Raw genomic sequence first — 23,461 nt, 5'->3', positions numbered from 1 at the left:
ATGACCGCACGCATGGACAAACGCTTCGCGGATCTCGCCGCCGAAGGTCGCCCGGCCCTTGTGACCTATTTCATGGGCGGCGATCCGGATTATGCCAGCTCGCTCGAGATCATGAGAGCGCTGCCGAAGGCAGGCTCCGACGTCATCGAACTCGGCATGCCCTTCTCCGATCCGATGGCCGACGGCCCGGCCATCCAGCTGGCCGGCCAGCGCGCGCTGAAGGGCGGGCAGACGCTCGCCAAGACGCTGCAGATGGCGCGCGACTTCCGCAAGGGTGACGATGCGACGCCGATCGTGCTGATGGGCTACTACAACCCGATCTACATCTACGGCGTCGATCATTTCCTCGACGAGGCGCTGGAAGCCGGCATCGACGGCCTCATCGTCGTCGACCTGCCGCCGGAAATGGATGACGAACTGTGCCTGCCGGCGCTCGCCAAGGGTATCAACTTCATTCGCCTGGCAACGCCGACGACGGACGAGAAGCGCCTGCCGGCGGTCCTGAAGAACACCTCCGGCTTCGTCTACTACGTATCGATGAACGGCATCACCGGCTCGGCCCTGCCGGATCCCTCGCTGATCGGTGGCGCAGTCGGCCGCATCAAGGCGCATACGAAGCTGCCGGTCTGCGTCGGCTTCGGCGTCAAGACGGCGGACCATGCCCGCGCCATCGGCGCCTCGGCGGATGGCGTCGTCGTCGGCACCGCGATCGTCAACCAGATCGCCTCCAGCCTGACGGCGGACGGCAAGGCCAGCGCCGCCACTGTCGCCGGCGTCGAAACGCTGGTGATGAGCCTCGCCTCGGGTGTGCGCGGCGCGCGCCTTGCGGCGGCGGAGTGAAATTCCCACATGGGATCGGATAAAGGCAATTGCGGGAAAAGCATGACGCGGTTTTCCCGCAATTGCGCAGATTAACGGGAGTCTAGACCGTGAACTGGATCACGAATTACGTTCGGCCGAAGATCAACTCGATGCTCGGCCGCCCCAACCGGGATGTTCCCGACAACCTCTGGATCAAGTGCCCGGAAACCGGCGAGATGGTGTTCCACCGCGATCTCGAGGAGAACAAGTGGGTCATTCCCGCCTCGGGCTACCACATGAAGATGCCGGCCAAGGCCCGCCTCAAGGATCTCTTCGACGATGGCGTCTACGAAGCCCTGCAGCAGCCGAAGGTCGCGCAGGATCCGCTGAAGTTCCGCGATTCGAAGAAGTACACGGATCGCCTGAAGGATAGCCGGATCAAGACAGACCTCGAAGACACGATTGTCGCCGGCGTCGGTAAGATGCGCGGCGTCAAGCTGGTCGCCGTCGTGCACGAGTTCAATTTCATGGGCGGCTCGCTCGGCATTGCCGCAGGCGAGGCGATCATCAAGGCCTTCGAACGGGCAATTGCCGAAAAGTGCCCGCTCGTCATGTTTCCCGCCTCGGGCGGCGCGCGCATGCAGGAAGGCATCCTTTCGCTGATGCAGCTGCCGCGCACCACGGTCGCCGTGGAAATGCTCAAGGAAGCGGGCCAGCCCTATATCGTCGTGCTCACCAACCCGACGACCGGCGGCGTGACGGCGTCCTACGCCATGCTGGGCGATATCCACCTTGCCGAGCCGGGCGCCGAAATCTGCTTTGCCGGCAAGCGCGTCATCGAGCAGACGATCCGCGAGAAGCTGCCTGAAGGCTTCCAGACCTCGGAATACCTTCTGGAACACGGCATGGTCGATCTCGTCGTCAATCGCCATGACATTCCCGATACGCTCGCCCGCCTTCTGAAGATCCTGATGAAGAAGCCGGCGACCGCATCGCTCACCAATGGCGCGGTCGCCATCGCGGCCCAGTAAGCCGGATCGGCGGAGAGCGGCATGACGACGGTATCGGCCAGCGAAGCGGCAGCGGAGATCGAGAAGCTTCTCGGTCTCCATCCCAAGGGGTTCGATCTTTCGCTGGACCGCATCACGCGGTTGCTTGCCGCGCTCGGCGATCCGCACCTGAAACTGCCGCCGGTCATCCATGTGGCCGGCACCAATGGCAAGGGCTCCGTCACCGCCTTCTGCCGCGCGATCCTGGAGGCCGAAGGCCTCGGCGTTCACGTCCACACCTCTCCCCATCTCGTCAACTGGCATGAGCGCTACCGTCTCGCCGTCAAGGGGGAACGCGGGGCTCTGGTCGGCGATGCCGTGCTCGCCGATGCGGTGCGCCGCGTGGCGGAGGCCAATGGCGGCGAAAAGATCACCGTTTTCGAAATCCTGACCGCCGTCACCTTCCTGCTCTTCTCCGAGCATCCGGCCGACGTGGCGATCATCGAGGTCGGCCTCGGTGGGCGCTTCGATGCGACCAATGTCATTCCGCGCCCCGCCGTTTCGGTGATCATGCCGATCTCGCTCGACCATCAGGCCTATCTCGGCGACCGGGTCGAGCTGATCGCAGCGGAGAAGGCGGGCATCATGAAGCGCGGCGCGCCCGTCGTCATCGGCTATCAGTCGGAAGAGGCGGCCCGCGATGTGCTGGTCGAGACCGCCGAGCGGCTTGGTTGCCCGCATGCGGTCTATGGCCAGGATTTCATGGCGCATGAGGAGTTCGGCCGCCTGGTCTATCAGGACGAATTCGGCCTTGCCGACCTGCCGTTGCCGCGCCTGCCTGGCCGCCACCAATATGCCAACGCCGCCGCGGCGATCCGCGCCGTCAAGGCTGCCGGCTTTGCCGTTTCCGAGCAGGCGCTGGAGCAGGGCCTTGCCCGCGTCGAATGGCCGGGCCGCCTGCAACGGCTGACGGATGGTGCGCTTCTGCGGCTTGCCCCGCGGGGCAGCGAGATCTGGGTCGATGGCGGGCACAATCCCGGTGCCGGCCAGGTTATCGCCGAAACCATGGCGAATTTCGAGGAGCGCGAGCCGCGCCCGCTCTTCCTCGTCACCGGCATGATCAACACCAAGGATCCGGTCGGCTATTTCGAGCCGTTCGGCGGTCTTGCCGAACGGGTCTTCACCGTGCCGATCCGCGGCTCCGATGCCGGCCTTGATCCTCTTGCGCTTGCCGATGACGCGGCCCGCGCCGGCCTTGAGGCCCAGCCGCTGTCGACCGTTGCCGATGCGCTCGCCGAAATCGCCCGCATCACCGAAGAGGACGAGGTGCCGCCGCGCATCCTGATCGGCGGTTCGCTCTACCTCGTCGGCGATGTTCTCGCCGACAACGGAACGCCCCCCACCTGAGCACAAAAAAGCCCGGCCGAAGCCGGGCTTTCTCGTATCCAGTCATGCTGGCCAATCAGGCTGCGCTGGAAATCCAGCTCGAAAGGGCCGTCTTCGGCGCGGCGCCGACCTTGATGTCCGCGACTTCGCCGCCCTTGAACATGGCGAGCGTCGGAATGGAACGCACACCATACTGGGCGGCCAGTTCCGGGTTCTCGTCGATGTTCAGCTTGGCGACCTTCACCTTGCCGGCGAGTTCCGTCGAAATTTCCTCGAGCGCGGGGGCAATCATCTTGCACGGGCCGCACCATTCAGCCCAGAAATCGACGATGACAGGCTCTGCGGAATTGAGAACTTCAGCCTGGAAGTTGGACTGGTCGACTTTTACGGTAGCCATGAGGCTCTCCTTGGATGGTGATCGTTGTACTCAATGTGATGCTGGCGCGGGCTGGTTTCAAGGCCTGACACCGCTCTGCCGGTGGCCGGAAGGCGACCGGTCGTCCCATCCGGTATCTCACTTCGAGGCGAGTTCGGCAAGGCTTGCCTCCATCAGGCCGGCGTCCAGCCAATAGGTTTTCGCCGCCTCCGTATAGATCAGCCCGCAGCGGATTTCCCGCGCCGGATAGAGTGGCATAAGGATCGCGCGGTAGATCGCAAGCTGCGCCCGGTGCTCGAAGGGAATGTCGGCACGCGAGGCCGGTGGCGCACGGTTCGTCTTGAAATCGACGATCTCGACAGCCGCATCGGTGATCGCCATGCGGTCGATGCGGCCGGAGACCGCATAGTCCCGGCTGCCGAGCGTCAGCGTGCCCATGATCGATACCTCTGCGCGGGCGGCCGGTGAAAAGATCGCGGCGAGGTCTTCGTCACCGATCACCGCGAGCGCCGCTTCGACCAGCGAGGTCCGCGCGCTTTCCGGCCAGTGGGCGGCCGCCCGTTCGAGATAGCGCCGCGCTGCTGCGGGCCGTTCCGCGTCAGCGAAGGCGGGCAGGACCTGGAGGAAACGGTGCAGGATGCGTCCCCGCTCCATCGCAAGGCCGGCGCCGGGGGCGCCGCCCTTCCGGCCGAAGAGCGCCGAGGGCACCAGGAGGTCCGCCGCATCCGTCTCGATCACTGCTGCCGCACCCGAGGGGCTGAGCGGTCGCGGCAATGATTTCTGCGGTGGCAGGGGACGACCCAATGCTTCAGGAAGCGTAACCTTCACCTTGTCCTCGACGGGAGCCGTGGTGGCCGCCTCCAGGGTCGCCGCCCCGGCCTCGCGCCAGGAAAATCCCGGCCAGCTCTCGCCTGCCGTCGAAAAGGTCTTTTCAACGCACCGCGCGCCATCGGCAGAAAGCGCCGCCGTGATCATCTGATGCCAGGTGTCCTTGTTCTCCAGCCGGCCGCGATAGCCGCAGACGACGAGACGATCCGCCGCGCGGGTCATCGCCACGTAGAGCAGGCGGCGGTATTCCTCTTCCGCGCCGTCCTTGATGCGCTCCGCATCGGCCACCGTCAGCGCGTTGCCAAGATCCTTGAGCGGCAGCCAGGCCGGCAGGCCGCCGGCAAGGCCGGGTGCCGAGAGAAAACGCAGGTGCGGCATGTGGCTGGGGCTGAAGGGTTTTGCGCCGCCGTCGACGAGGAAGACCACCGGCGCCTCCAGGCCCTTGGCGGCATGCACCGTCATGATGCGGATCTCGCCGCGCGCCTTGTCCTGCTCGCGCTTGACGGTCGGGGCTTCGAGCTCCAGCGTGGAGACGAACGCCTGCAGGCCCGGCAGGCCGTTCTCCTCCTGCTCCAGCGCGAATGTCAGGAACTCGTCGATGATTTCGCCGGCTTCCGTCCCGAGCCGGGCGAGAAAGGCCCGCCGCCCGCCGCCGGCACCGAGAATACGCGCATAGAAATCGTGTACGGCCTGGCCCTGCGCATCGCGCAGCACGTCCCTGAGGCGCCGCACGATGCCGGCCAGCACAGCGTCTTCTTCCGCAGCCTCCGTCAGGCGCGCCCAGAGGCCCTGCCGTTCGCCGCGCCGCGCCGCCAGCGCAAACAGCGCCTCTTCGTCGAGATTGAACAGCGGGCTCTTCAGGAGCGCTGCCAGCGAAAGGTCGTCCTCCGGCAGAACGGCGAAGCGGCCGAGCGCCATCAGGTCCTGCACCGCGATGTGCTTCGTCAGCACCAGCCGGTCGGCGCCGGCGACAGGGAGATTGTGGCGCTGCTTCAGGGTGCGCGTCAGCGCATTGACGAAGGCATCGCGCTTGCGCACCAGCACGATGACGTCGCCGGCCGCCATGGGCCGCGTCTTACCCTTTTCCGTCACCGTTTCCCGGCCGATCCAGGCCGCGAGCGTATCGGCGATGCGCCGGGCCAGCACGTTGATCGGCGCCTCCTCGGCCACCGCGTCGAAGGGCGCTGTCCAGTCCTCCTCGTCAAGACCCGACGCGGCGGCGATCACCTCCCAGATATCGACCGCGCCCGGCTCGCGCCCGCGGTTGGAGGCATGCACGATCTCGCTGCCGTCAGGCGTCAGGCCGCGCGCATTGGCGGGGTCGAGAAAGACCTGGTCGACCGCCGAGAGCACCTCGCGTGTCGAGCGGAAGGAGAGCAGCAGCCGGATCGGACTGAAGGCGGCTTCCGTCGCCTGCGTCCGGCGAAGAACTTCGCGGCCTTCCTCGGCAAACCGTTCCGGCCGGGCGCCCTGGAAAGAGTAGATCGACTGCTTCTCGTCGCCGACCGCAAAGATCGTGCGGTCGCGGCCGCGCGCCGTGTCGCCGGCAAAGAAATCGTCCGTCAGGGATTTGACGATCTGCCATTGTCGCGGGCTGGTGTCCTGCGCCTCGTCGACGAGGATATGGTCGATGCCCTGGTCGAGCTTGTAGTGCACCCAGGCGCTCACCCGCTCGCGCGTGAGCAGCCGTGCGGTGCGGTCGATCAGGTCGTCGAAGTCGAGCAGGCTGCGCGCCCGTTTCAGGTCTTCGTAGTCGCCGATCAGCCGCTCGGCGATGACGAGCGCCGCGCGCGTCGCCTCGTACATGCGGAACCGTCGCAACCGGTCGTCGCAGGCGACCACATGGGCCTGGGCGGCCAGAAGCGCGGTTTCGAAATGGGGGGCGCTGTCGCGAACCTTCTTCGACAGGAACGATCGGTCGAGGCTGCGCGGTGAGCCGGTGCCGGTGAAGAAGAGATCATGCAGTGCCGCGCGCTGCGCCTCGGCATCGGTGAGCCGGGCTACGCCGCGCAGGCCCGCGGCGGAGGTCTTCACCGTCTCGCTGCCGAGGCTCTCCGCCGCTGCGAGATAGGATTCGAGAACCGCGCCTTGCAAACCGTCGAGCGGCCAGAATGCGGCGAGGATGTCGTCTGCCGTCTCGTGCGGGTCGAGCCCGGTTTCCCGGCGGAGCATCGCATCCACGCCGCCCGCCTTCGCGGCGCCGTCCAGGAACTCACGGATCTGTCCGCGGCTCGCCACGATATCGGCGATCAGCCGCTCCAGCCCGGTGTCGTCGGCAATGTCGAGCACGGTGGCGAAGGCGGCCGCCAGTGTGCTGTCGTCCTCGTTCGTCGTCGCGGTCAGCAGTGTCCGGCGGGCATCGGCCAGCAGCACGGCCGCGGCCCGGTCGTCGAGCACGGAGAAGTGGCCGGCGACATTGGCTTCCAGCGGAAACTGGTGCAGCAGTGCCTCGCAGAAGGCGTGGATCGTCTGGATCTTCAGCCCGCCCGGCGTTTCGAGCGCACGCGCGAAGAGGCGGCGCGCCTCGGCAAGCTTGAACAGGTCAGGTTCTCTGCCCTCGATCGCCGCCACGCGCTCCGACAGGGCTTCGTCGGAGAGTGTTGCCCATTCGGCCAGCCGCTCGAAGACGCGGTTCGACATTTCGGAAGCCGCAGCCTTGGTATAGGTGAGGCAGAGGATGGCGGAGGGCCGGCAACCGGCGAGAAGCAGGCGGATCACGCGCTGCGTCAGCACATGGGTCTTGCCCGAGCCGGCGTTGGCCGAAACCCAGGCCGAGCGGGCGGGATCGGAGGCCGTCGCCTGTTTCTGCGTGGTCCAGCTCAGCCAGGCGGCGGGCTCGGCGGAGGCGGGCCGATCGTCCTCAAGCATCCTCGCTCTCCCCGTTGCTTTCCGCCGAGGACCATTCGGCGACGCGCGCCAGATGGTCGTATTCCCCGCCATAGTCCCGTTCCTGTTCGGGAATGAGCCGGGAGGCAAAACCATAGCGGCCTTCGATGAGGCCCGTCAGAAGCTTTTCCAGCTCCGTCAACGCTTCCTCGGCAAGCTCGGCCGCGGATTTCGGTGTGGCGTTCGCTGATTTGGCGTGCTCGTTGTTCACCTGCTCGGCCTTGAACCGTTCGCCGGGTTTGAGGCGCACATAGAGAAGGTTCGCCGGCTCGCGAAGCCCCGGTCCGCGGAAGGCGCCGCGCCGGATCGCAGCCGCTTCCAGCGCCAGCTGCGGATCGAGCAGCGCCCGCGCCACCTTCAGCGACGGCGTGCTGCCGGTCTTGTAGTCGAGGAGATCCGCGCCGCCATCCGGCAGAATGTCGATACGGTCGGCAATGCCGGTCAGGCGGATGCCGCCGACCGAAAGATCGAGCGAGGCCGGCACCTCCGTCAGGCTCTCGCGCACGCCGCCTGCCCGCTCGAGGTGCCAGTGGACGAAGGCGCGGGCGACGGCGGCAAAACGCGGCCGCCAGACGGCATCGATATGCGGGGGCAGGGCGACAGCGTCGAATTCTTCCGCAAGGATGCGGCCGATGAGGGCGAAGGGCTCGCCGCTCGCTTCCTCGCGCACGAAACGATCGACGATACGATGGTAAAGCGAGCCGCGCTCGGCCGGCCCCGGATCGAGATTGAAGGGAGCGACCGGGTCGAGGCGCAGGATATGGCGGGCATAGATCGCATAGGGGTCGCGCCGGAGGCGCCCCACTTCGCTGAACGAGTATTTCTTCGGCTGCAGCTCGGCCGGCGGATGCGGCGCCGGGCGCCGGGCGGTCGGTACGGACGGGCTGCGATCAATCTCGTTCGCCCAGTCGATGAGACTTTTTCCGCGCGCCCTGAGGTCTGCGGCAAGGGTGGGGCCGCCGACGGCGATGAGCCGTTGCAGCCAGCGCGAGGCGACGGTTGGTGCGGTGCCGTTGCGCAGCGCCCGCGTCAGTACCAGTTTCGGCGCGGCTGCGGCCATCTGCAGGTCGTGGCCGAGCTGTCCGATGCGCCGTTCCGGCGGCTCCAGGCCGATCTCCACCTTCATGACGCGCGACAGGAAGGCGTCGTTCGCCGCCTGTCCCGGCCAGGTGCCCTCGTTGAGCCCACCGATCACCACCGTATCGACGCTTTGCAGGCGCGATTCGAGCGCGCCGAAGATGAAGACGCGCGGATGGCGCATGGAGCGCGGCTTGACGCTCTCGCTGGCCGCCAGCGCCTCGATGATGTCGCACCATTGCGGCCCATCGGCCTCGATCTGCCCGTCCGTCTCGATCACGCTCTTGAGGAGGTTCGCCAGGCTGTCGCCAGCCTCGCCGGACCAGAGGGCGGCAAGGTTGCCCTGTTCGTCCACCGCCGCCGCTTCGAGCACCCGGCCGGTCCGTTCCGACCAGTCGGAGACCGGAAGCTTCGAGGAGAAGCGTCGCCCCGTGCGGCTTTCCTGCACGAGCGCGCCGGCAAGCGGCTCGACCGCTTCGGCGATACGGCGTGCGAGATCGCGGGCAAGGGGGATGGCAGCCTCGGAAAGCGCCGTGCGCCACTCCGGCGGGTGGCGATCCAGTGCCTGACGGGCAAGCGCGGCCTCTAGCAGCGGTTCGAGCGTGGAGATGTCGATCTCGGCCGTGCCGCCACGCAGCGCTGTCAGTTCCAGCGCCGCTACGGCGACGGCCAGGTCCGCTGCGGGCAGGCCGAAGCGGGCGAGGGGGTGTTTCAGCAGCGCGACGAGTGGCACCGGGTCGCCCGGCCGCAGCGCCGCCTCGTTGAGGAGACGCAGGAGCGTGCCCTGCGGTGTGGAAAGCAACGGTGTGCCGGCCGAATCGTCCGCCTCGATACCGAAGCGGGCAAGCTCCGCCGCCACGCGCCGGCCGAGCTTGCGGTCGGGCGTGATCAGTGCCGCCTGGGTGTCCTCGCCATCCTCCAGCGCCAGCCGCAGCGCAATCGCGATAGCCACCGCCTCCTCTCGCTCGTTGGCCGCCTCGACGAGCGACACGGCCTCGAAGGCCCCGGCCAGGCGGCCCGCATCGAGCATGCCGCGAACCTCGCCCCAGCCGGATGTTGCCTGGGTCGGCAGGAAGGCGCTGGAGAGGACCTGCGAGCGGTATTCCAGCGCTTCGGGTGGTGTGCCGAGCAAGTCGACATCCGCACGTGTGCAGCCCATGCGGGCGAGCAGGCGGTGGAGGCCGTATTGCGGGTGGCTGCGGGCGGCGGCATCGGGTTTCAGGGCGCCGTCGCTGCCCGCATGGTGGCCGACGAGCAGCCATTCGGCATCCGACATGAAGCGATCGAGCCCCGGCAGGATCACCACGCCGTTCGGCAGGTCCGCCACGGCCGCGATCAGGCCGGCGGTTGCGGGAATGGAGCCGGTGGAACCGGCGATGATGACGGGGCCGGCGGGCGGCGTGGTGCGGTAGCGCTCGGTCTCGGCATGCAGCGTCGCATTGCGCCGCAGCGACGGGGAGGAGCGGTTGAGCTCCGTCAGCCGTGCCGGCCAGAACTCGCTGGCGATTTTCAGGAATTCGGCGGTGAGCTGCCACCAGAGCGCATGGTTGGAGACGTCGAGATTGTCGAGCGCCAGCCAGTCGAGCTCTTCCGTCTCCATCGCGTCGATGATTTCGGCGAGGTTGCGGGCGAGCCACACGGCATCGGCGGGGCTCGCGGGCGCAACGAGCGGACTTTCCGCATGAACGGAGGTGACCGCCGCAGGCAGCTGGTTGCGCCAGGCGAGCACGAGGCGGGCGAGTTCGAGAAGACGCGTCGGGCCGGACAGCGGCTCGGCCATGTCGAGCAGTGCCGGCGCGGCCTCGTCGAAGAAGCCGCTGTCGTCGTCGGTCTCGCCGAGCGCGCGGATGACCGGCAGGATGGCCGAGCGTCCGCCGAAGAGATCGACGAATTCCGAGCGTAGCACGCGGGCGGAGCGGCGGGTCGGCACGTAGATCGTGACGTCGGCCAGCGCCAGCGGATCGGTGGGGTCATAGGTGAAGCCGGGCACGAGCCGGCCGTCGACAAGGCTTTGGGCGGTCGTCCTCAAGAAAGGCAGGCTCGCCGGGATGGAGTAGATGCGTCCGCGTGCCCGCGTCACGCCGCCGCCTCGCGCGCCGCGCCGATGACGGCTTCCGCCGCGCCGATCGCATCCGGCGTGCCGACGGTGATCCAGTGGCCGTCCATCACGAGGCCGAAGAGGCGGCCCGTCTCGATTGCCCGGTCGAAATAGATGTTGAGGTTGAAGGCGTCCTCGGGCGCGTCGTCGAAGAGGGCCGGCATCATGGCGATGGCGCCGGCATAGACGAAGGGCGTTCCGTCGCCCTCCCGGTAGCGCGTCAGCCGCCCCTCGGCGTCCATCGAGAAATCCTTCTTGCCGTTGTGGCCGGTCGTGTCCTCCAGCTTCACGCAGAGCAGCAGCATGTCCATGCGCTCGGGGTCGAAGGCCTCGGCCAGCCGTTCGAGATTGCTCGGCTCGCCGGGCTTCTCGCCGATCCAGAAGAGGTCGGCATTCATGACAAAGACGGGGTCGCGGTTCAGCAGCTTCAGGCCCTTGGCGAGGCCGCCGCCGGAATTCATCAGTTGATCGGTCTCGTCGGAGAGGATGATTTCGGGAGCCGTGCGACCGGCGAGATGGGCGATCATCTGGTCGGCGAAATGGTGCACGTTGACGACGGCGCGCTTGACGCCCGCTGCGGCCAGTGCATCGAGCCCGTAGTCGATCATCGCCTTGCCGGCGACTGGCACCAGCGGCTTGGGCATCGTGTCGGTGATGGGGCGCAAGCGGGTGCCGAGGCCGGCGGCCAGCACCATGGCGTCTTCGATCTTCATCGGGGTTTCCAGGGCCATTTCAGCAAGAGTGCCATGCTAGTCTGCGCCAAAGGGACGCAAAAGAGATCCTCATGATTCGGTCGCGAGGATTCCAGCCTTTTCGCACCAGTCGCGCAAGGGGGCGAGATCGGGATGGGCGAGCGCCCGTTCCAGATTGCGGAAGGTGCGCGGCATATGGTTCATGTAGACGGGCTTGCCGTCGCGCCGCATCAGCCGCACCCAGAGGCCGACGAGCTTGCAGTTGCGCTGCGCCGCCATGACGTGCCAGTCGCGCAGGAACCGGTCCCGGTCGAAGCCGGGATCCGCAGCCCGCAGCGAAAGGTAGTGGTCGAGAACGCTTTCCGCCACGTCCTCCGACATGTCGACACGCGCATCCTGTACCAGCGAGGCGACGTCGTAGGCCGAGGGGCCGATCATCGCGTCCTGGAAGTCGATGATGCCGACCCGGTCGGTGCCGGTTGCCTCCGGCCGCCAGATGATGTTCGGGGAGTGGAAGTCGCGCAGCAGAAGATTGTGCTCGGCGGCGGCAAGGCTGTCGATCAGCCCGTCCCACAGGGCGATATAGCTGCGGCGCTCGTCCTGGCTTGCCGGCGTGCCGCGCTTGAAGGGCAGGTACCAGTCGGTGAGCAGGCTCACCTCGATCTGCATGGCGTCGCGGTCGAAATCCGGCACGCGGTGCACGATGTCTCCGGCAACGGGAAGATCCCGCCGCGCAGGCTCGCCATGCAGACGCGCAAGGCAGGCGGCACTCTCGCGGTAGCGCTCGGCGATCGGCATGCCGTTTTCGTCGAGAACGCCTTCGCTGCCGAGATCCTCGATCAGCAGAATGCCCTCATCGATATCCATTTCGTGGATCGCCGGCGCGCGCAGGCCGCGCGCGACGAGATACCGGCCAATCGCGATGAAGGGTTTCACATCCTCGGCGATATGGGCGATCTGCTGGTAATATTTTCCATGCGCAAGGATGGGTCCGGGCGTGTGGCGCGGCGAATCCATCAGCACGAAACGTGCGCCATCGACATGGACATGCTCATAGGCGCGCACCGAGGCATCGCCCGTCAGGTGGCGGCGCGTGGCATTTCGGTAGCCGGCTTCATCGAGGAAGGCGCGGATCGCCAGGGAGCGGCGGATGCGTGCCAAGGCCGGTGCCGGGGCGTCGACGGTGATGCGCCGTCCCTCACCCTCATGCAGGAAAGTAAGCGTGATGCCGTCTGCCGGCAGCGTGCCAGACCCCTTTTCCGGCCATTCGACGAGGCAGATGCCGTCAGACAGCGCCTCGTCGAAGCCGAGTTCGTCGATCTCGGCAGCATCGGCGATGCGGTAAAGGTCGAAATGGGCGACGGGGATGCGCAGCTCGTAGCTCTGGACCAGCGTGAAGGTCGGGCTCGGCACTTCAAGATAGGCGTCGTTGGCGATCGCCCGGATCAGTGCGCGGGAAAAGGTCGACTTGCCGGCGCCAAGATCGCCCGACAGCGCGACATAGTCGCCGCGCTTCAGGCCGAGCGCCATGTCCTCGCCGAAGCGGATGGTCGCTGCTTCGTCGGGAAGGAAGAGGTCGAGCGCCATCCGGGCCTATTCCGCCGCAGCGAAGGACGTCATCGTCGCAGACGGAATGCGGCAGGTGACATCGGTGCCGCGGCCTTCATGGCTGTCGATCGTGACGGTGCCGTGGTGCAGGCTGACGAAGCTTTCGACGATCGAGAGGCCCAGGCCTGCACCGCCGCGCCGGCCATGGCTTTCGAAGCGATCGAACACCGTCTTCAGCACGTCCTGCGGAATGCCGGGCCCGCGGTCGGAAACGGTGAAGACGAGGTCGGCGCTCTCGCGCCAGCATTTGAGGCTGATCGAGCTGCCTTCCGGTGCGAAATTGGCGGCATTGCTCAAAAGCTTGATGAGGATCTGCTTGAGGCGCTGCTGGTCGGCGACGATGGTGCCGAGATTGTCGGGCGCGGTGATTTCCAGTGTCACCTGCGCTTCGTACAGCCGGTCGGCAAACTGCATGGAGACGTCGTCGAGCAGGTCCGTCAGGTTGATCTCGCTATAGTCGAGCTCCATGATACCGGCATCGACGGTGGCAAGGTCGAGGATATCGTTGACGATGGTGAGCAGCACCGCCGAGGATGTCGCGATGTGATCGACATATTCGGCCTGCCGGTCGTTGAGCTCGCCCATGGTCGGCGTCTTCAGGAGATCGGCAAAACCGATGATGTTGGTCAGCGGCGAGCGCAGCTCGTAGGAAACGTGCTGGACGAAATCGTTCTTCAGCGCATCGGCCTTGCGCAGGGCCTCGTTCTTTTCCGTGAGGGCCCGGCTGACGCGCACACTGTCGGTGATGTTGACGAAGGTCAGCATCGTTTGGGCGTTGGAAAGCGGGATGACGGCGAAGTCGAGCACCAGGCCGGTGCGCAGCTCCAGCACGCCCTGGCAGGAGGGCCGCTCGTCATCGAAGCTGGTGATGATATGGGCAAAACGCTTCCAGCCGTCCGGCTTGTCATAGGACGGCGCGCAGGCCTGTTCGATGGCGCGGATATGGGTGCCGGATTTCGCCTCGGCCTCGCTGATACCCCAGAGCGCACGGAAGGCTGGGTTGGAGAGGCGGATGCGTCCGTCCGGGCTGAACACGGCGACGCCTTCGGCCAGATGGTCGATCGTCTCGTCCTGCACCTGTACAAGCGTATTGTAGCGCGTCTCGAGATCGACCTTTTCGGTCAGGTTCTCGAACACCCAGGTCGCGCCACCCTGCGGCCGCGCAGTGGCGAAGACACGCAGCGTCTGGCCGTTCGGCAGGTGCCAGAGGTCGGTCTGGGTGTCGATGGCGCGGTAGACGGAAAGCGCGGTGTCCTTCCACTGTTTCCAGTTGAGCTGTTCCGGCAGCTTTCCGTTGGCGCGCAGGCGGTCGAGCAGTTCGCCATTGCCGGGTTTGCCCTCGAGGAAGGCCGTGTCGATCTCCCACATACGCTGGAAGGCCTGGTTGTAGAATTGCAGGCGCTGCTCGCCGTCGAAGATGGCGACGGGGGTCGCGAGATGATCGAGCGTCTCGGCGTGGCTCTTCAGCGTGCGCACCAGCTCCTCGCGCACCGCCTCGATGTCGGAGACATTGACGGCGATGCCGGCCGAACCTGTCGGGCTGCGTGCATCGACGACGTCGAAGAAGCTGCGGTTGCCGTGTACGACAGTCGAGACCTTGTCGCGGAACGGCGCATCATAGGTGCTGGCGGCGCGGATCTTTTCGCGCGCGATGGTCGGCAGCAGCTCGCGCCCCTCGGCCACGGCGCCGGCGGCATCCTTGGCCTCGACGGCTTCGGCATAGGCCTCGTTCACCCACGCGAGCGAGCCGTCGGCCGCGCGCTGCCAGACGGGCAGGTCGATCTGGTCGAGCAGGCCCTGCAGCGTGGTGAGCGCCTGGACCAGCCGGTCGCGCTCCAGCCTCAGTTCGGCAGCTTCCGCGCGCAGGTTGTTCAGCGCGACGAAGCGCACGAAGGCCTGGCCGCCGGAAACGCGTCCCTGCGCTTCCAGCACTTCCTCGCGGCTCGTTTCGAGGATCAGGTCGAAACTCTGCGCCTGCGAGCGCAGCTTTTCGACGGCGCGCTCGATTTCGGCGGCGGAGGTCGGCTTCAGCCAGCGGCCGAAGGCGAGGAAGTCGCGGTCGGCCAGCGGCGCTCCGGTCTCTGCCGGAAGCTGGCCCAGGAATTCTGGTTTATCCGAAAGGCCGTCCCAGACGACGATGCGCCGGTCCTTGTCGCCGATCAGTGCCTGGAGACGGGAAACATTGTGGCGCGCATCGGAAAGATGCGCCTTCAGTTCGCGGCTTTCCGCTTCCATGCGGCCACGCTGGCGGATCATCCAGATCGCCGAAACCATCGCTGCCGACATCACGCCGAGCAGCATGGAAACGGTGACGATCTCCGTGGTGGCGAGATAGGGGCCGGCGGCATGCGCCGGGCCGGCAAGCGCCGTCAGCGCCGAGCCGGCCGACAGTGCCGATACGAGACGGCGCTTGCTGCCCGTAAACCATTCATTAACCATAAATTTATTCTGCGCATAGGAATGCGCCCTGTCCCGCCCCGGCATGGCAAAAGCCTGCCCGGAACGGCCTCGTTTTGTGTCCGCCATCATCCCCGGTCTGTCTCCGTCCGTTTGCCGCCTGATCGACAAGACATCCCAATCCGGCGCGAAGGGTCCGCATCTGCACGCCGAATCAATGCTTTAAAAGATACTTGTTTCCAGAATCGTCGGGAAGGGATGCGCCCAAAAAAGAAGCTGCGCGCCTTGTCAAGCGCGCAGCCCCTAGATGTTGTGGATAACCTGGGTAAGGATCAGTACCTGTAGTGCTCGGCCTTGAACGGACCCTGGGTCGTCACGCCGATATAGCCGGCCTGTTCTTCGGAGAGCTCCGTCAGGCGCGCACCGAGCTTGGCGAGGTGCAGGCGCGCGACCTTCTCGTCGAGCTGCTTGGGCAGAACGTAGACTTCGTTCTGGTAGGCGTCGCCCTTGGTGAAGAGCTCGATCTGGGCGAGAACCTGGTTGGAGAACGAGGCGGACATCACGAAGGACGGGTGGCCGGTGGCGTTGCCGAGGTTGAGCAGGCGTCCCTCGGACAGCAGGATCATGCGGTTGCCCTTCGGGAACTCGATCATGTCGACCTGCGGCTTGATGTTCGTCCACTTGAAATTGCGGAGCGACGCGACCTGGATCTCGTTGTCGAAGTGGCCGATATTGCCGACGATCGCCATGTCCTTCATCTCGCGCATATGGTCGACGCGGATGACGTCCTTGTTGCCGGTGGTCGTGATGAAGATGTCGGCGGTGGAGACGACGTCTTCGAGCTGCACGACTTCAAAACCGTCCATGGCGGCCTGGAGGGCGCAGATCGGGTCGATTTCCGTCACCTTGACGCGGGCGCCGGCGCCCTTCAGCGATGCAGCCGAACCCTTGCCGACGTCGCCATAGCCGCAGACGACGGCAACCTTGCCGGCCATCATCACGTCGGTGCCGCGGCGGATGCCGTCGACCAGCGATTCCTTGCAGCCGTACTTGTTGTCGAACTTCGACTTGGTGACGCTATCGTTGACGTTGATCGCCGGGAAGGGCAGCAGGCCCTTCTGCTGGAGCTGGTAGAGACGGTTGACGCCGGTGGTGGTCTCTTCCGTCACGCCCTGGATGGCATCGCGCTGCTTGGTGAACCAGCCCGGGGAAGCGGCGAGGCGCTTCTTGATCTGTGCGAAGAGGATCTCTTCTTCTTCCGAGCCCGGGTTGACCAGAATGTTCTCGCCGGCTTCGGCGCGGGCGCCAAGCAGGATGTACATGGTGGCGTCGCCGCCATCGTCGAGGATCATGTTGGAAAGACCGCCATCGGCCCACTGGAAGATCTTGTCGGTGTATTCCCAGTATTCGGTGAGGGTTTCGCCCTTCACGGCATAGACCGGGATGCCGGCGGCGGCGATCGCGGCAGCGGCGTGGTCCTGCGTGGAGAAGATGTTGCATGAGGCCCAGCGGACATCGGCGCCGAGCGCGACCAGCGTCTCGATGAGTACGGCGGTCTGGATGGTCATGTGCAGCGAGCCGGTGATGCGCGCGCCCTTGAGCGGCTTGGCAGCGCCGAACTCTTCGCGGCACGCCATCAGGCCTGGCATTTCGGTCTCGGCGATCTGAATTTCCTTGCGGCCGAAATCGGCAAGCGCGATGTCGGCGACGTGGTAGTCCTTCGTGGTGGTCATGGGGTCTCCAGCCTTTTGGCACGTGCAGCAACGAAATTGCCTGCGCCCGTGCGTGGAACGAACAGATACTATTCGTGATGGCGCTTCCTATCAGGAAATGCCGGCTGGAGCAACAGGATATAAAGAAGTCTTTATATCCTTATGTCGGCGCTTGGTTTACATTTCTTCGCCGAAACGATCGGCCACCAGCGCGTCGAGGGCGTCGAGCACCTCGCGTGCCTGGACGCCGACCGCCGTCACCAGCACGGAACAGCCGGGGCTGGCGGCCAGCATCATCAGGCCCATGATCGATGTGCCGCCCACCGTCATTCCGTCCTTGGAGACGGTGACTTCGGCGTCGTAGCCATCGACTGTCTGGACGAATTTCGCCGAGGCGCGGGCATGGAGACCGCGCTTGTTGATGATGAGAAGCTCTTTCGAGACGGTCATGGACGGCGGAAAACCCTATTTGCCACTGAGCACGCGGCTTGCCACGTTGATATATTTGCGGCCGGCCTCGGAGGCGTCGATCAGCGCCTTCTCCATATTGTTCTCACCGCGAATGCCGGCGAGCTTGATCAGCATGGGAAGGTTGACGCCGGCAATCACCTCGATTCCGTTGCCGTTCATCACGGAAATGGCGAGGTTGGACGGCGTGCCGCCGAACATGTCAGTGAGGATGATGACCCCATTGCCCTGGTCGGCAAGCATCACCGCCTCCAGGATATCCTGGCGACGCTGGTCCATGTCGTCCTCGGGGCCGATGCAGACGGTCTCGATTGCCTTTTGCGGACCAACGACATGCTCAAGGGCGTGCCGGAATTCTTCCGCCAGCTTGCCATGGGTGACAAGCACCAGTCCGATCATCAGCAGTCGCTCCAGTTTCCCAACTCAAACGGACGGCGGAATACCGCAACGCAACAATTCCGTCCACCGTTGGGGTGGCCATCATGTCAATGAAAAGACCAAGTGCAAGCCCAAAATGCCCGATTTCGTGTTTTCTCGGGGCTTTTGCGGTCAACTCTCGAGGATTTCCGGGTGAATTGCGATCAAGGTCGAAAAAGCACTCACGCTAGGGAAGAGCGGCAGCCGCGTGAGGGGCAGGAGGAGCGACGGTAGAACCGTGACGGTTTCCCCTTCCGGCGGCAGGCGCTCGGTAAATGGCGGCTCCATCGGGCGTATCGCCCTGATGAGAACGGCCGCCTCGATCGTCTGCACCGCGACGATGCCGGCCCCGCGGACCTCCGCCAGACCCGCAATGCTTTCTGGCGCACGGGCGATGAGCCGGCCGTTCGTTTCGGAAACGAAAACCTGGTCGTCGCTGACAAGGGCGGCGAAGAGGCCGCGGGCGCGGGCCTCGCCGATGCAGTGGAGCGCGACCGCACTCTTGCCCGTGCCGGAGGGGCCGATGAACAGAAAGCCGCGTGTGCCGATCACGATCGCCGTCCCGTGCACGTTGGCGGGGGGGGTCATTTTTGCGTCCCGGTCGGCAACGACAGTGTGAAGCGCGCGCCCGCCAGTTCGCCGGTCGCCTTGTCGACGATGTTGTCGGCCTTCAGCGTGCCGCCATGGGCTTCGGCGATCTGCCGCGAGATGGAGAGGCCGAGGCCGGAATTCTGGCCGAAATCCTCGGTGGCCGGGCGGTCCGTGTAGAAGCGCTCGAAGATGCGGTCGATGTTTTCCGCCTGGATGCCGGGGCCGTTGTCCTCAATCTGGATGATGCAGCGGTCGTTCCGCCCGCGCGACAGGCGCACGACGATGCGCCCGCCGGGGTCCGGCACGAAGGAGCGGGCGTTTTCGATGAGGTTCGTGACGATCTGGCCGATGCGCAGCTCGTAGCCGGATATCTCGAACTTCGCCTTCGGATTGTCCTTGCGGTCCACCACGAAATCGAGGGTCACCGGCTTCTTGCGCGTGTTGACCTGCCGCGAGATGTCGATGAGGTCGCCGAGCAGTTTCTCGAGATCGACAGTGCGGGCATCGCTGCGGGCAAGCTCGGCATCGAGGCGGGAGGCATCGGAAATATCGCTGATCAGGCGGTCGAGACGGCGAACGTCATGCTGGATGATGTCGAGCAGCCGCTTTTTCGATTCATCCGTCCGCGCCAGCGGCAGCGTCTCGACGGCGCTGCGCAGCGAGGTCAGCGGGTTCTTCAGCTCGTGGCTGACATCGGCGGCAAAGCTCTCGATCGCGTCGATGCGGTCATAGAGCGCGTTCGTCATCTGGCGAAGCGCAATCGAAAGGTTTCCGATCTCGTCCTGGCGTGCCGAGAAATCGGGGATCTCCTCGCGCTCCTTGGCGCCGCGCCGCACGCGGATCGCCGCCGCCGAAAGCCGGCGCAGCGGGTTGGCGATGGTGCTGGAAAGCAGCAGCGACAGCGCGATGTTGACGAGGCCGGCAACGCCCGCGACACGCATGATGGCGAGACGCTCGGCATGCACGATCTTGTCGATGTCGCCTGCCTGGGTCGAGAGCAGCAGCACGCCGAGCACCGCGCGAAACCGCTGCACGGGCACGGCGACCGAGACGATCAGCTCGCCCTTGTCGTTGACGCGCACGACCGCGCCGCGCACGCCGGTCAGCGCATTCATCACTTCCGGATAGATCGAGCCGTCACCGCCGGGCGCTTCCTTGTATTGCGGCAGGTTGCTCGGCTGCAGGATGCGGTTGAACCAGACGTTCATGCGCTCGATGAGGCTGGTGCTTTCCGGTTCCACCGGCGGCAGATCGAAGCGCAGCACCTGGCCCTGCGTATAGAGATGCCGCGAATCGAGCAGCAGGTTGGCGTCCGTGTCGTAGATGCGCGCACGGGTGCGTGTCGGCGAGATCAGCCGCCGGAGGACCGGCGCTACGCGCTCCGGATTGATCGGGAATTCGAGGTCCTCGTCGTTCGGCAGCGGTGTGATGCTTTGGCCGGCCTGCAGCTCCAGCAGCTTTTCCGGGTCGATGGTGATCGAGTTGGTATCGACGGAAGCGGAAGCGGAGATCGCCCCGGCGATGATTTCGCCCTGGGTCAGGAGGCTCTCGACGCGCGCGTCGATCAGGCCCTCGCGGAACTGGTTGAGATAGAGGATGCCGGCGACGAGCACGACGAGCGCGACGAGGTTGAAGAACAGGATACGGCGTGTCAGGCTCGAAAAGACGGCATTGCCGAAGATGCGGCGGGCCAGCGTGAAGGGATGGGTCCAGCGGCGGCGCAGGGAGCGCGGCGCTGGGCGGCCCTCGACGTCTTCCCCATCCTTTTCCGGCGCTGTCTGCAACAAGCGGGTCTATCCTTCATGCGGCGCAACGCCGCTGACCGCGGCATGCCATCGCCGCCGCGGTCCATGCAAGCGAAATCGCGTCTCAGGCCATCTCGCGGAAACGATAACCGACGCCATAGAGCGTTTCGATCATGTCGAAGTCGGTATCGACCATCTTGAACTTCTTGCGAAGGCGCTTGATGTGGCTGTCGATGGTGCGGTCGTCGACATAGACCTGCTCGTCATAGGCCGCATCCATCAGCGAATCGCGGCTTTTGACGACGCCCGGGCGCTGCGCCAGCGAGTGGAGGATGAGGAATTCGGTGACGGTGAGCGTGACAGGCTCGCCCTTCCAGGTGCAGGTGTGGCGCTCCTGGTCCATGACGAGCTGGCCGCGCTCCAGCGAGCGGGCCGCAATCTCGCCGGCCTTTGCCGCGCTGCCGGCAGCACCCGCGGAGGCTGCGGCCTCGCGGCTCGAGGCCCGGCGCAGGATCGCCTTGACGCGCTCCACCAGGAGGCGCTGCGAGAACGGCTTGGTGATGAAATCGTCCGCGCCCATCTTCAGCCCGAACAGCTCGTCGATCTCCTCGTCCTTCGAGGTGAGGAAGATGACGGGGATATCGGATTTCTGGCGCAGCCGGCGCAAGAGCTCCATGCCGTCCATGCGCGGCATCTTGATGTCGAAAATCGCCAGATGCGGCGGTCGGGCAAGAAGGCCGTCGAGGGCCGAGGCGCCGTCCGTATAGGTCTCGACCTTGTAGCCTTCTGCCTCCAGAGCGATCGACACGGATGTCAGAATATTCCGGTCGTCGTCAACGAGTGCGATCGTCTGCATCCTGCTAGTCTCCATATTCATCGGCGCCTTTCCCGACCTCGGATCGTTTCCTGTCCTGGATCTGATGCGCCTTCCTGGGGGTAAAGGTGGAACAAATTGTGGCGAAGATAAAGGGAGACGTTTCGGGCGTGCCGGCCAAGTCATTTTTAAATCGATTATTCAAACGATTAAAAAAGTAACATAATTCTTTAAATCGATTAATTAATTGATATCATTGCCTAATTTCTATTTTCCTCTTGTCTTTGTGACAGCTGCGCATTAGGTTCCGGCAAAATTCACACCAGTCTTGTCGCCTTGGAGGAAAACTGGACCATGCAGGAACTTGGCGTTCGCAACCCCGCTCAGGGGCTCACCGCGATGGGTATCCACACCAACGGCACGGTCCGGTACAACTTTGCTGCTGAGGCTCTCTATGAAGAGGCCCTCGGTCGTGGCGAAGCGGTCAAGACCGCCCATGGCGCCCTTCGCGCCCTCACCGGCCAGCACACCGGCCGTTCGCCCAAGGACAAGTTCGTCGTGCGCGACGAAAACACCGAAGGCGCCATCTGGTGGGACAACAACAAGGCCGTCTCGCGCGAGCATTTCGACGTGCTGCACGCCGACATGCTGGCCCATGCCGCCGATCGCGACCTTTTCGTGCAGGATCTCGTCGGCGGTGCCGATACCGACTACGCCCTGCCGACCCGCGTCGTCACGGAACTCGCCTGGCACTCGCTGTTCATCCGCAACCTGCTCATCCGCCCGGAAGAGAAGGACCTTGCGGCCTTTGCCCCGAAGCTGACGATCATCGACCTGCCGACCTTCAAGGCCGATGTCGAGCGCCACGGCGCCCGCACGGAAACCATGATCGCCTGTGACCTGACCCGCGGCATCGTGCTCATTGCCGGCACCTTCTACGCCGGTGAGATGAAGAAGTCGGTCTTCACCGTTCTGAACTGGCTGCTGCCGTCGGAAAAGGTCATGCCGATGCACTGCTCGGCCAATGTCGGCCCGGATGGTGACGCTGCCGTGTTCTTCGGCCTGTCGGGTACCGGCAAGACGACGCTGTCGGCCGACCCGACCCGCACGCTGATCGGCGATGACGAGCATGGCTGGGGCGAAAACGGCATCTTCAACTTCGAAGGCGGCTGCTACGCCAAGGCGATCCGCCTTTCGGCCGAAGCCGAGCCGGAAATCTACGCGACGACGCAGCGTTTCGGTTCCGTCCTCGAGAACGTCGTGCTCGACGCGAACGGCGTGCCTGATTTCAACGACGGCTCGCTGACGGAGAACACCCGCTGCGCCTATCCGCTGGATTTCATCCCGAACGCCAGCAAGACCGGTCGCGCACCGCACCCGAAGACGATCATCATGCTGACGGCCGATGCCTTCGGCGTCATGCCGCCGATCGCCAAGCTGACGCCGGACCAGGCCATGTACCACTTCCTTTCCGGCTACACCGCCAAGGTTGCCGGCACCGAGCGTGGCGTGACCGAGCCGGAAGCCACCTTCTCGACCTGCTTTGGTGCCCCCTTCATGCCGCGCCACCCGACGGTCTACGGCAATCTCCTGAAGGAGCTCATCGCCGAGCACGGCGTCGATTGCTGGCTGGTCAACACCGGCTGGACGGGCGGCGCTTACGGCGAAGGCCGTCGCATGCCGATCAAGGCGACGCGCACCCTGCTCGCCAGCGCGCTCGACGGCTCTCTGAAGGACGCGCTGTTCCGCCGTGACGACAATTTCGGCTTCCAGGTGCCCGTTTCGGTGCCGGGTGTGGACACGAAGATTCTCGACCCGCGTTCGACCTGGGCCAATGGCGCTGCCTATGACAAGCAGGCCCAGAAGCTCGTCGACATGTTCATCGCGAACTTCGAAAAGTTCGAGGACCATGTCGATGGCGGCGTGCGCGATGCCGCGCCGGGCCTGAAAGTTGCCGCCGAATAAGGCTTTTTGGCAATGATTCACGTGAAACCCGGCCCCTGCGGCCGGGTTTTTCGTCGGTATTTTCCTTTCCGGCGGCAGCTTCCCGTTTCGCCCGGTGCCGGTTAAAACGGCCGGGAAAGGAATTTCCATGGCAAGCGCGCCCCTCTACATCAAGAGTTCGATCACGATTGCCGGCTGGGAACTGACCGAGCAGTTCGTGCTGGCCGGCGGCCCGGGCGGGCAGAACGTCAACAAGGTCTCGACGGCTGTGCAGCTCTTCTTCGACCTGCGCAACTCGCCCTCGCTGAACGACCGGGTGAAGGCCAACGCGGAACGGCTCGCCGGCCGCAAGGTCTCCAAGGACGGCGTGCTGCTGATCGAGGCGAACCGCTTTCGCAGCCAGGAGCGCAATCGCGAGGATGCGCGCGAGCGGCTGAAGGAGCTGATCCTCAAGGCGGCCGAACCGCCGCCGCCGATCCGCAAGAAGACGAAGCCGACGAAAGGTTCGGTCGAACGCCGGCTCAAGGAAAAATCGGGCCGATCGGACGTCAAGCGCATGCGGGCCAAGCCCGGCGGCGAATGATTGCCACAACCTGGCCGTTTAACGGTGAGAGTGAAACGAGAGCTTTCCT

General features: G+C 65.2%; 17 protein-coding genes. 5 read left to right on the top strand and 12 right to left on the bottom strand.

The window, feature by feature from the left end; all coding sequences use genetic code 11:
• The 3 genes from trpA (at window position 1) to P9A16_RS29160 (ending at window position 3,197) form a co-directional block, all read left to right on the top strand.
• The gene (gene trpA / locus P9A16_RS29170; RefSeq protein WP_023513832.1) at window positions 1-840 is read left to right on the top strand and encodes a tryptophan synthase subunit alpha; all 840 of its coding nucleotides are present in this window, start codon (window positions 1-3) and stop codon (window positions 838-840) included.
• Window positions 841-929: 89 nt separating this feature from the next.
• Window positions 930-1,832 carry an acetyl-CoA carboxylase, carboxyltransferase subunit beta gene (accD, locus tag P9A16_RS29165; RefSeq protein ID WP_023513833.1) on the top strand — a complete coding sequence of 301 codons (903 nt, stop codon included), beginning with the start codon at window positions 930-932 and terminating at the stop codon, window positions 1,830-1,832.
• Window positions 1,833-1,853: 21 nt separating this feature from the next.
• Window positions 1,854-3,197 (top strand): bifunctional folylpolyglutamate synthase/dihydrofolate synthase, encoded by a 1,344-nt coding sequence (locus tag P9A16_RS29160; RefSeq protein WP_023513834.1) that lies wholly within the window; start codon window positions 1,854-1,856, stop codon window positions 3,195-3,197.
• Window positions 3,198-3,252: 55 nt separating this feature from the next.
• On the opposite strand, the gene trxA is transcribed toward P9A16_RS29160, so the two are convergent.
• The 12 genes from trxA to P9A16_RS29100 form a co-directional block, all read right to left on the bottom strand.
• Window positions 3,253-3,573: a thioredoxin gene (gene trxA / locus P9A16_RS29155; RefSeq protein WP_023513835.1), complete on the bottom strand. Its 321-nt coding sequence runs from the start codon at window positions 3,571-3,573 to the stop codon at window positions 3,253-3,255.
• A gap of 117 nt (window positions 3,574-3,690) precedes the next feature.
• On the bottom strand, window positions 3,691-7,248 hold the full coding sequence (addA, locus tag P9A16_RS29150) for a double-strand break repair helicase AddA (RefSeq protein ID WP_023513836.1): 3,558 nt from the start codon (window positions 7,246-7,248) through the stop codon (window positions 3,691-3,693).
• Window positions 7,241-10,423, bottom strand: coding sequence for a double-strand break repair protein AddB (addB, locus tag P9A16_RS29145; RefSeq protein WP_024271285.1), 3,183 nt, complete (start codon window positions 10,421-10,423; stop codon window positions 7,241-7,243). Before addB ends, addA begins: the two co-directional genes overlap by 8 nt.
• Window positions 10,420-11,154 (bottom strand): nucleotidyltransferase family protein, encoded by a 735-nt coding sequence (locus P9A16_RS29140; protein ID WP_023514769.1) that lies wholly within the window; start codon window positions 11,152-11,154, stop codon window positions 10,420-10,422. Before P9A16_RS29140 ends, addB begins: the two co-directional genes overlap by 4 nt.
• Window positions 11,155-11,223: 69 nt before the next feature.
• Complete coding sequence (gene tsaE, locus P9A16_RS29135; RefSeq protein WP_023514768.1) at window positions 11,224-12,720, bottom strand: tRNA (adenosine(37)-N6)-threonylcarbamoyltransferase complex ATPase subunit type 1 TsaE; 1,497 nt, start codon at window positions 12,718-12,720, stop codon at window positions 11,224-11,226.
• 6 nt (window positions 12,721-12,726) lie between these two features.
• Window positions 12,727-15,180, bottom strand: coding sequence for a sensor histidine kinase (locus tag P9A16_RS29130; RefSeq protein ID WP_037408771.1), 2,454 nt, complete (start codon window positions 15,178-15,180; stop codon window positions 12,727-12,729).
• 290 nt (window positions 15,181-15,470) lie between these two features.
• Window positions 15,471-16,871 (bottom strand): adenosylhomocysteinase, encoded by a 1,401-nt coding sequence (ahcY, locus tag P9A16_RS29125; protein ID WP_024271286.1) that lies wholly within the window; start codon window positions 16,869-16,871, stop codon window positions 15,471-15,473.
• Between the two features lie 156 nt (window positions 16,872-17,027).
• Entirely contained in the window at window positions 17,028-17,300 is a 273-nt protein-coding gene (locus P9A16_RS29120) for an HPr family phosphocarrier protein (protein ID WP_023514719.1), read from the bottom strand.
• A 15-nt stretch (window positions 17,301-17,315) separates the two neighbouring features.
• Window positions 17,316-17,717, bottom strand: coding sequence for a PTS sugar transporter subunit IIA (locus tag P9A16_RS29115; RefSeq protein WP_023514720.1), 402 nt, complete (start codon window positions 17,715-17,717; stop codon window positions 17,316-17,318).
• Between the two features lie 150 nt (window positions 17,718-17,867).
• Window positions 17,868-18,323: an HPr kinase/phosphorylase gene (locus P9A16_RS29110; RefSeq protein WP_023514721.1), complete on the bottom strand. Its 456-nt coding sequence runs from the start codon at window positions 18,321-18,323 to the stop codon at window positions 17,868-17,870.
• Window positions 18,320-20,050, bottom strand: a complete 1,731-nt coding sequence (locus P9A16_RS29105; protein WP_245290438.1) for a sensor histidine kinase — start codon at window positions 20,048-20,050, stop codon at window positions 18,320-18,322. The genes P9A16_RS29110 and P9A16_RS29105 overlap by 4 nt, the downstream gene beginning before the upstream one ends.
• 145 nt (window positions 20,051-20,195) lie before the next feature.
• Window positions 20,196-20,927, bottom strand: coding sequence for a response regulator transcription factor (locus tag P9A16_RS29100; protein ID WP_023514723.1), 732 nt, complete (start codon window positions 20,925-20,927; stop codon window positions 20,196-20,198).
• A gap of 312 nt (window positions 20,928-21,239) precedes the next feature.
• Here P9A16_RS29100 and P9A16_RS29095 point away from each other — a divergent pair, with 312 nt between their 5' ends.
• Together P9A16_RS29095 and arfB are read left to right on the top strand one after the other, a co-directional pair.
• Entirely contained in the window at window positions 21,240-22,850 is a 1,611-nt protein-coding gene (locus tag P9A16_RS29095; protein WP_023515465.1) for a phosphoenolpyruvate carboxykinase, read from the top strand.
• 127 nt (window positions 22,851-22,977) lie between these two features.
• Complete coding sequence (gene arfB / locus P9A16_RS29090) at window positions 22,978-23,412, top strand: alternative ribosome rescue aminoacyl-tRNA hydrolase ArfB (protein WP_023515464.1); 435 nt, start codon at window positions 22,978-22,980, stop codon at window positions 23,410-23,412.
• Window positions 23,413-23,461 lie beyond the last annotated feature (49 nt).

Origin of the sequence: Shinella sp. 838 (assembly GCF_029623935.1) — a bacterium.
Lineage (GTDB): Bacteria > Pseudomonadota > Alphaproteobacteria > Rhizobiales > Rhizobiaceae > Shinella.
This window is presented reverse-complemented; position numbering and strand designations above follow the sequence as displayed.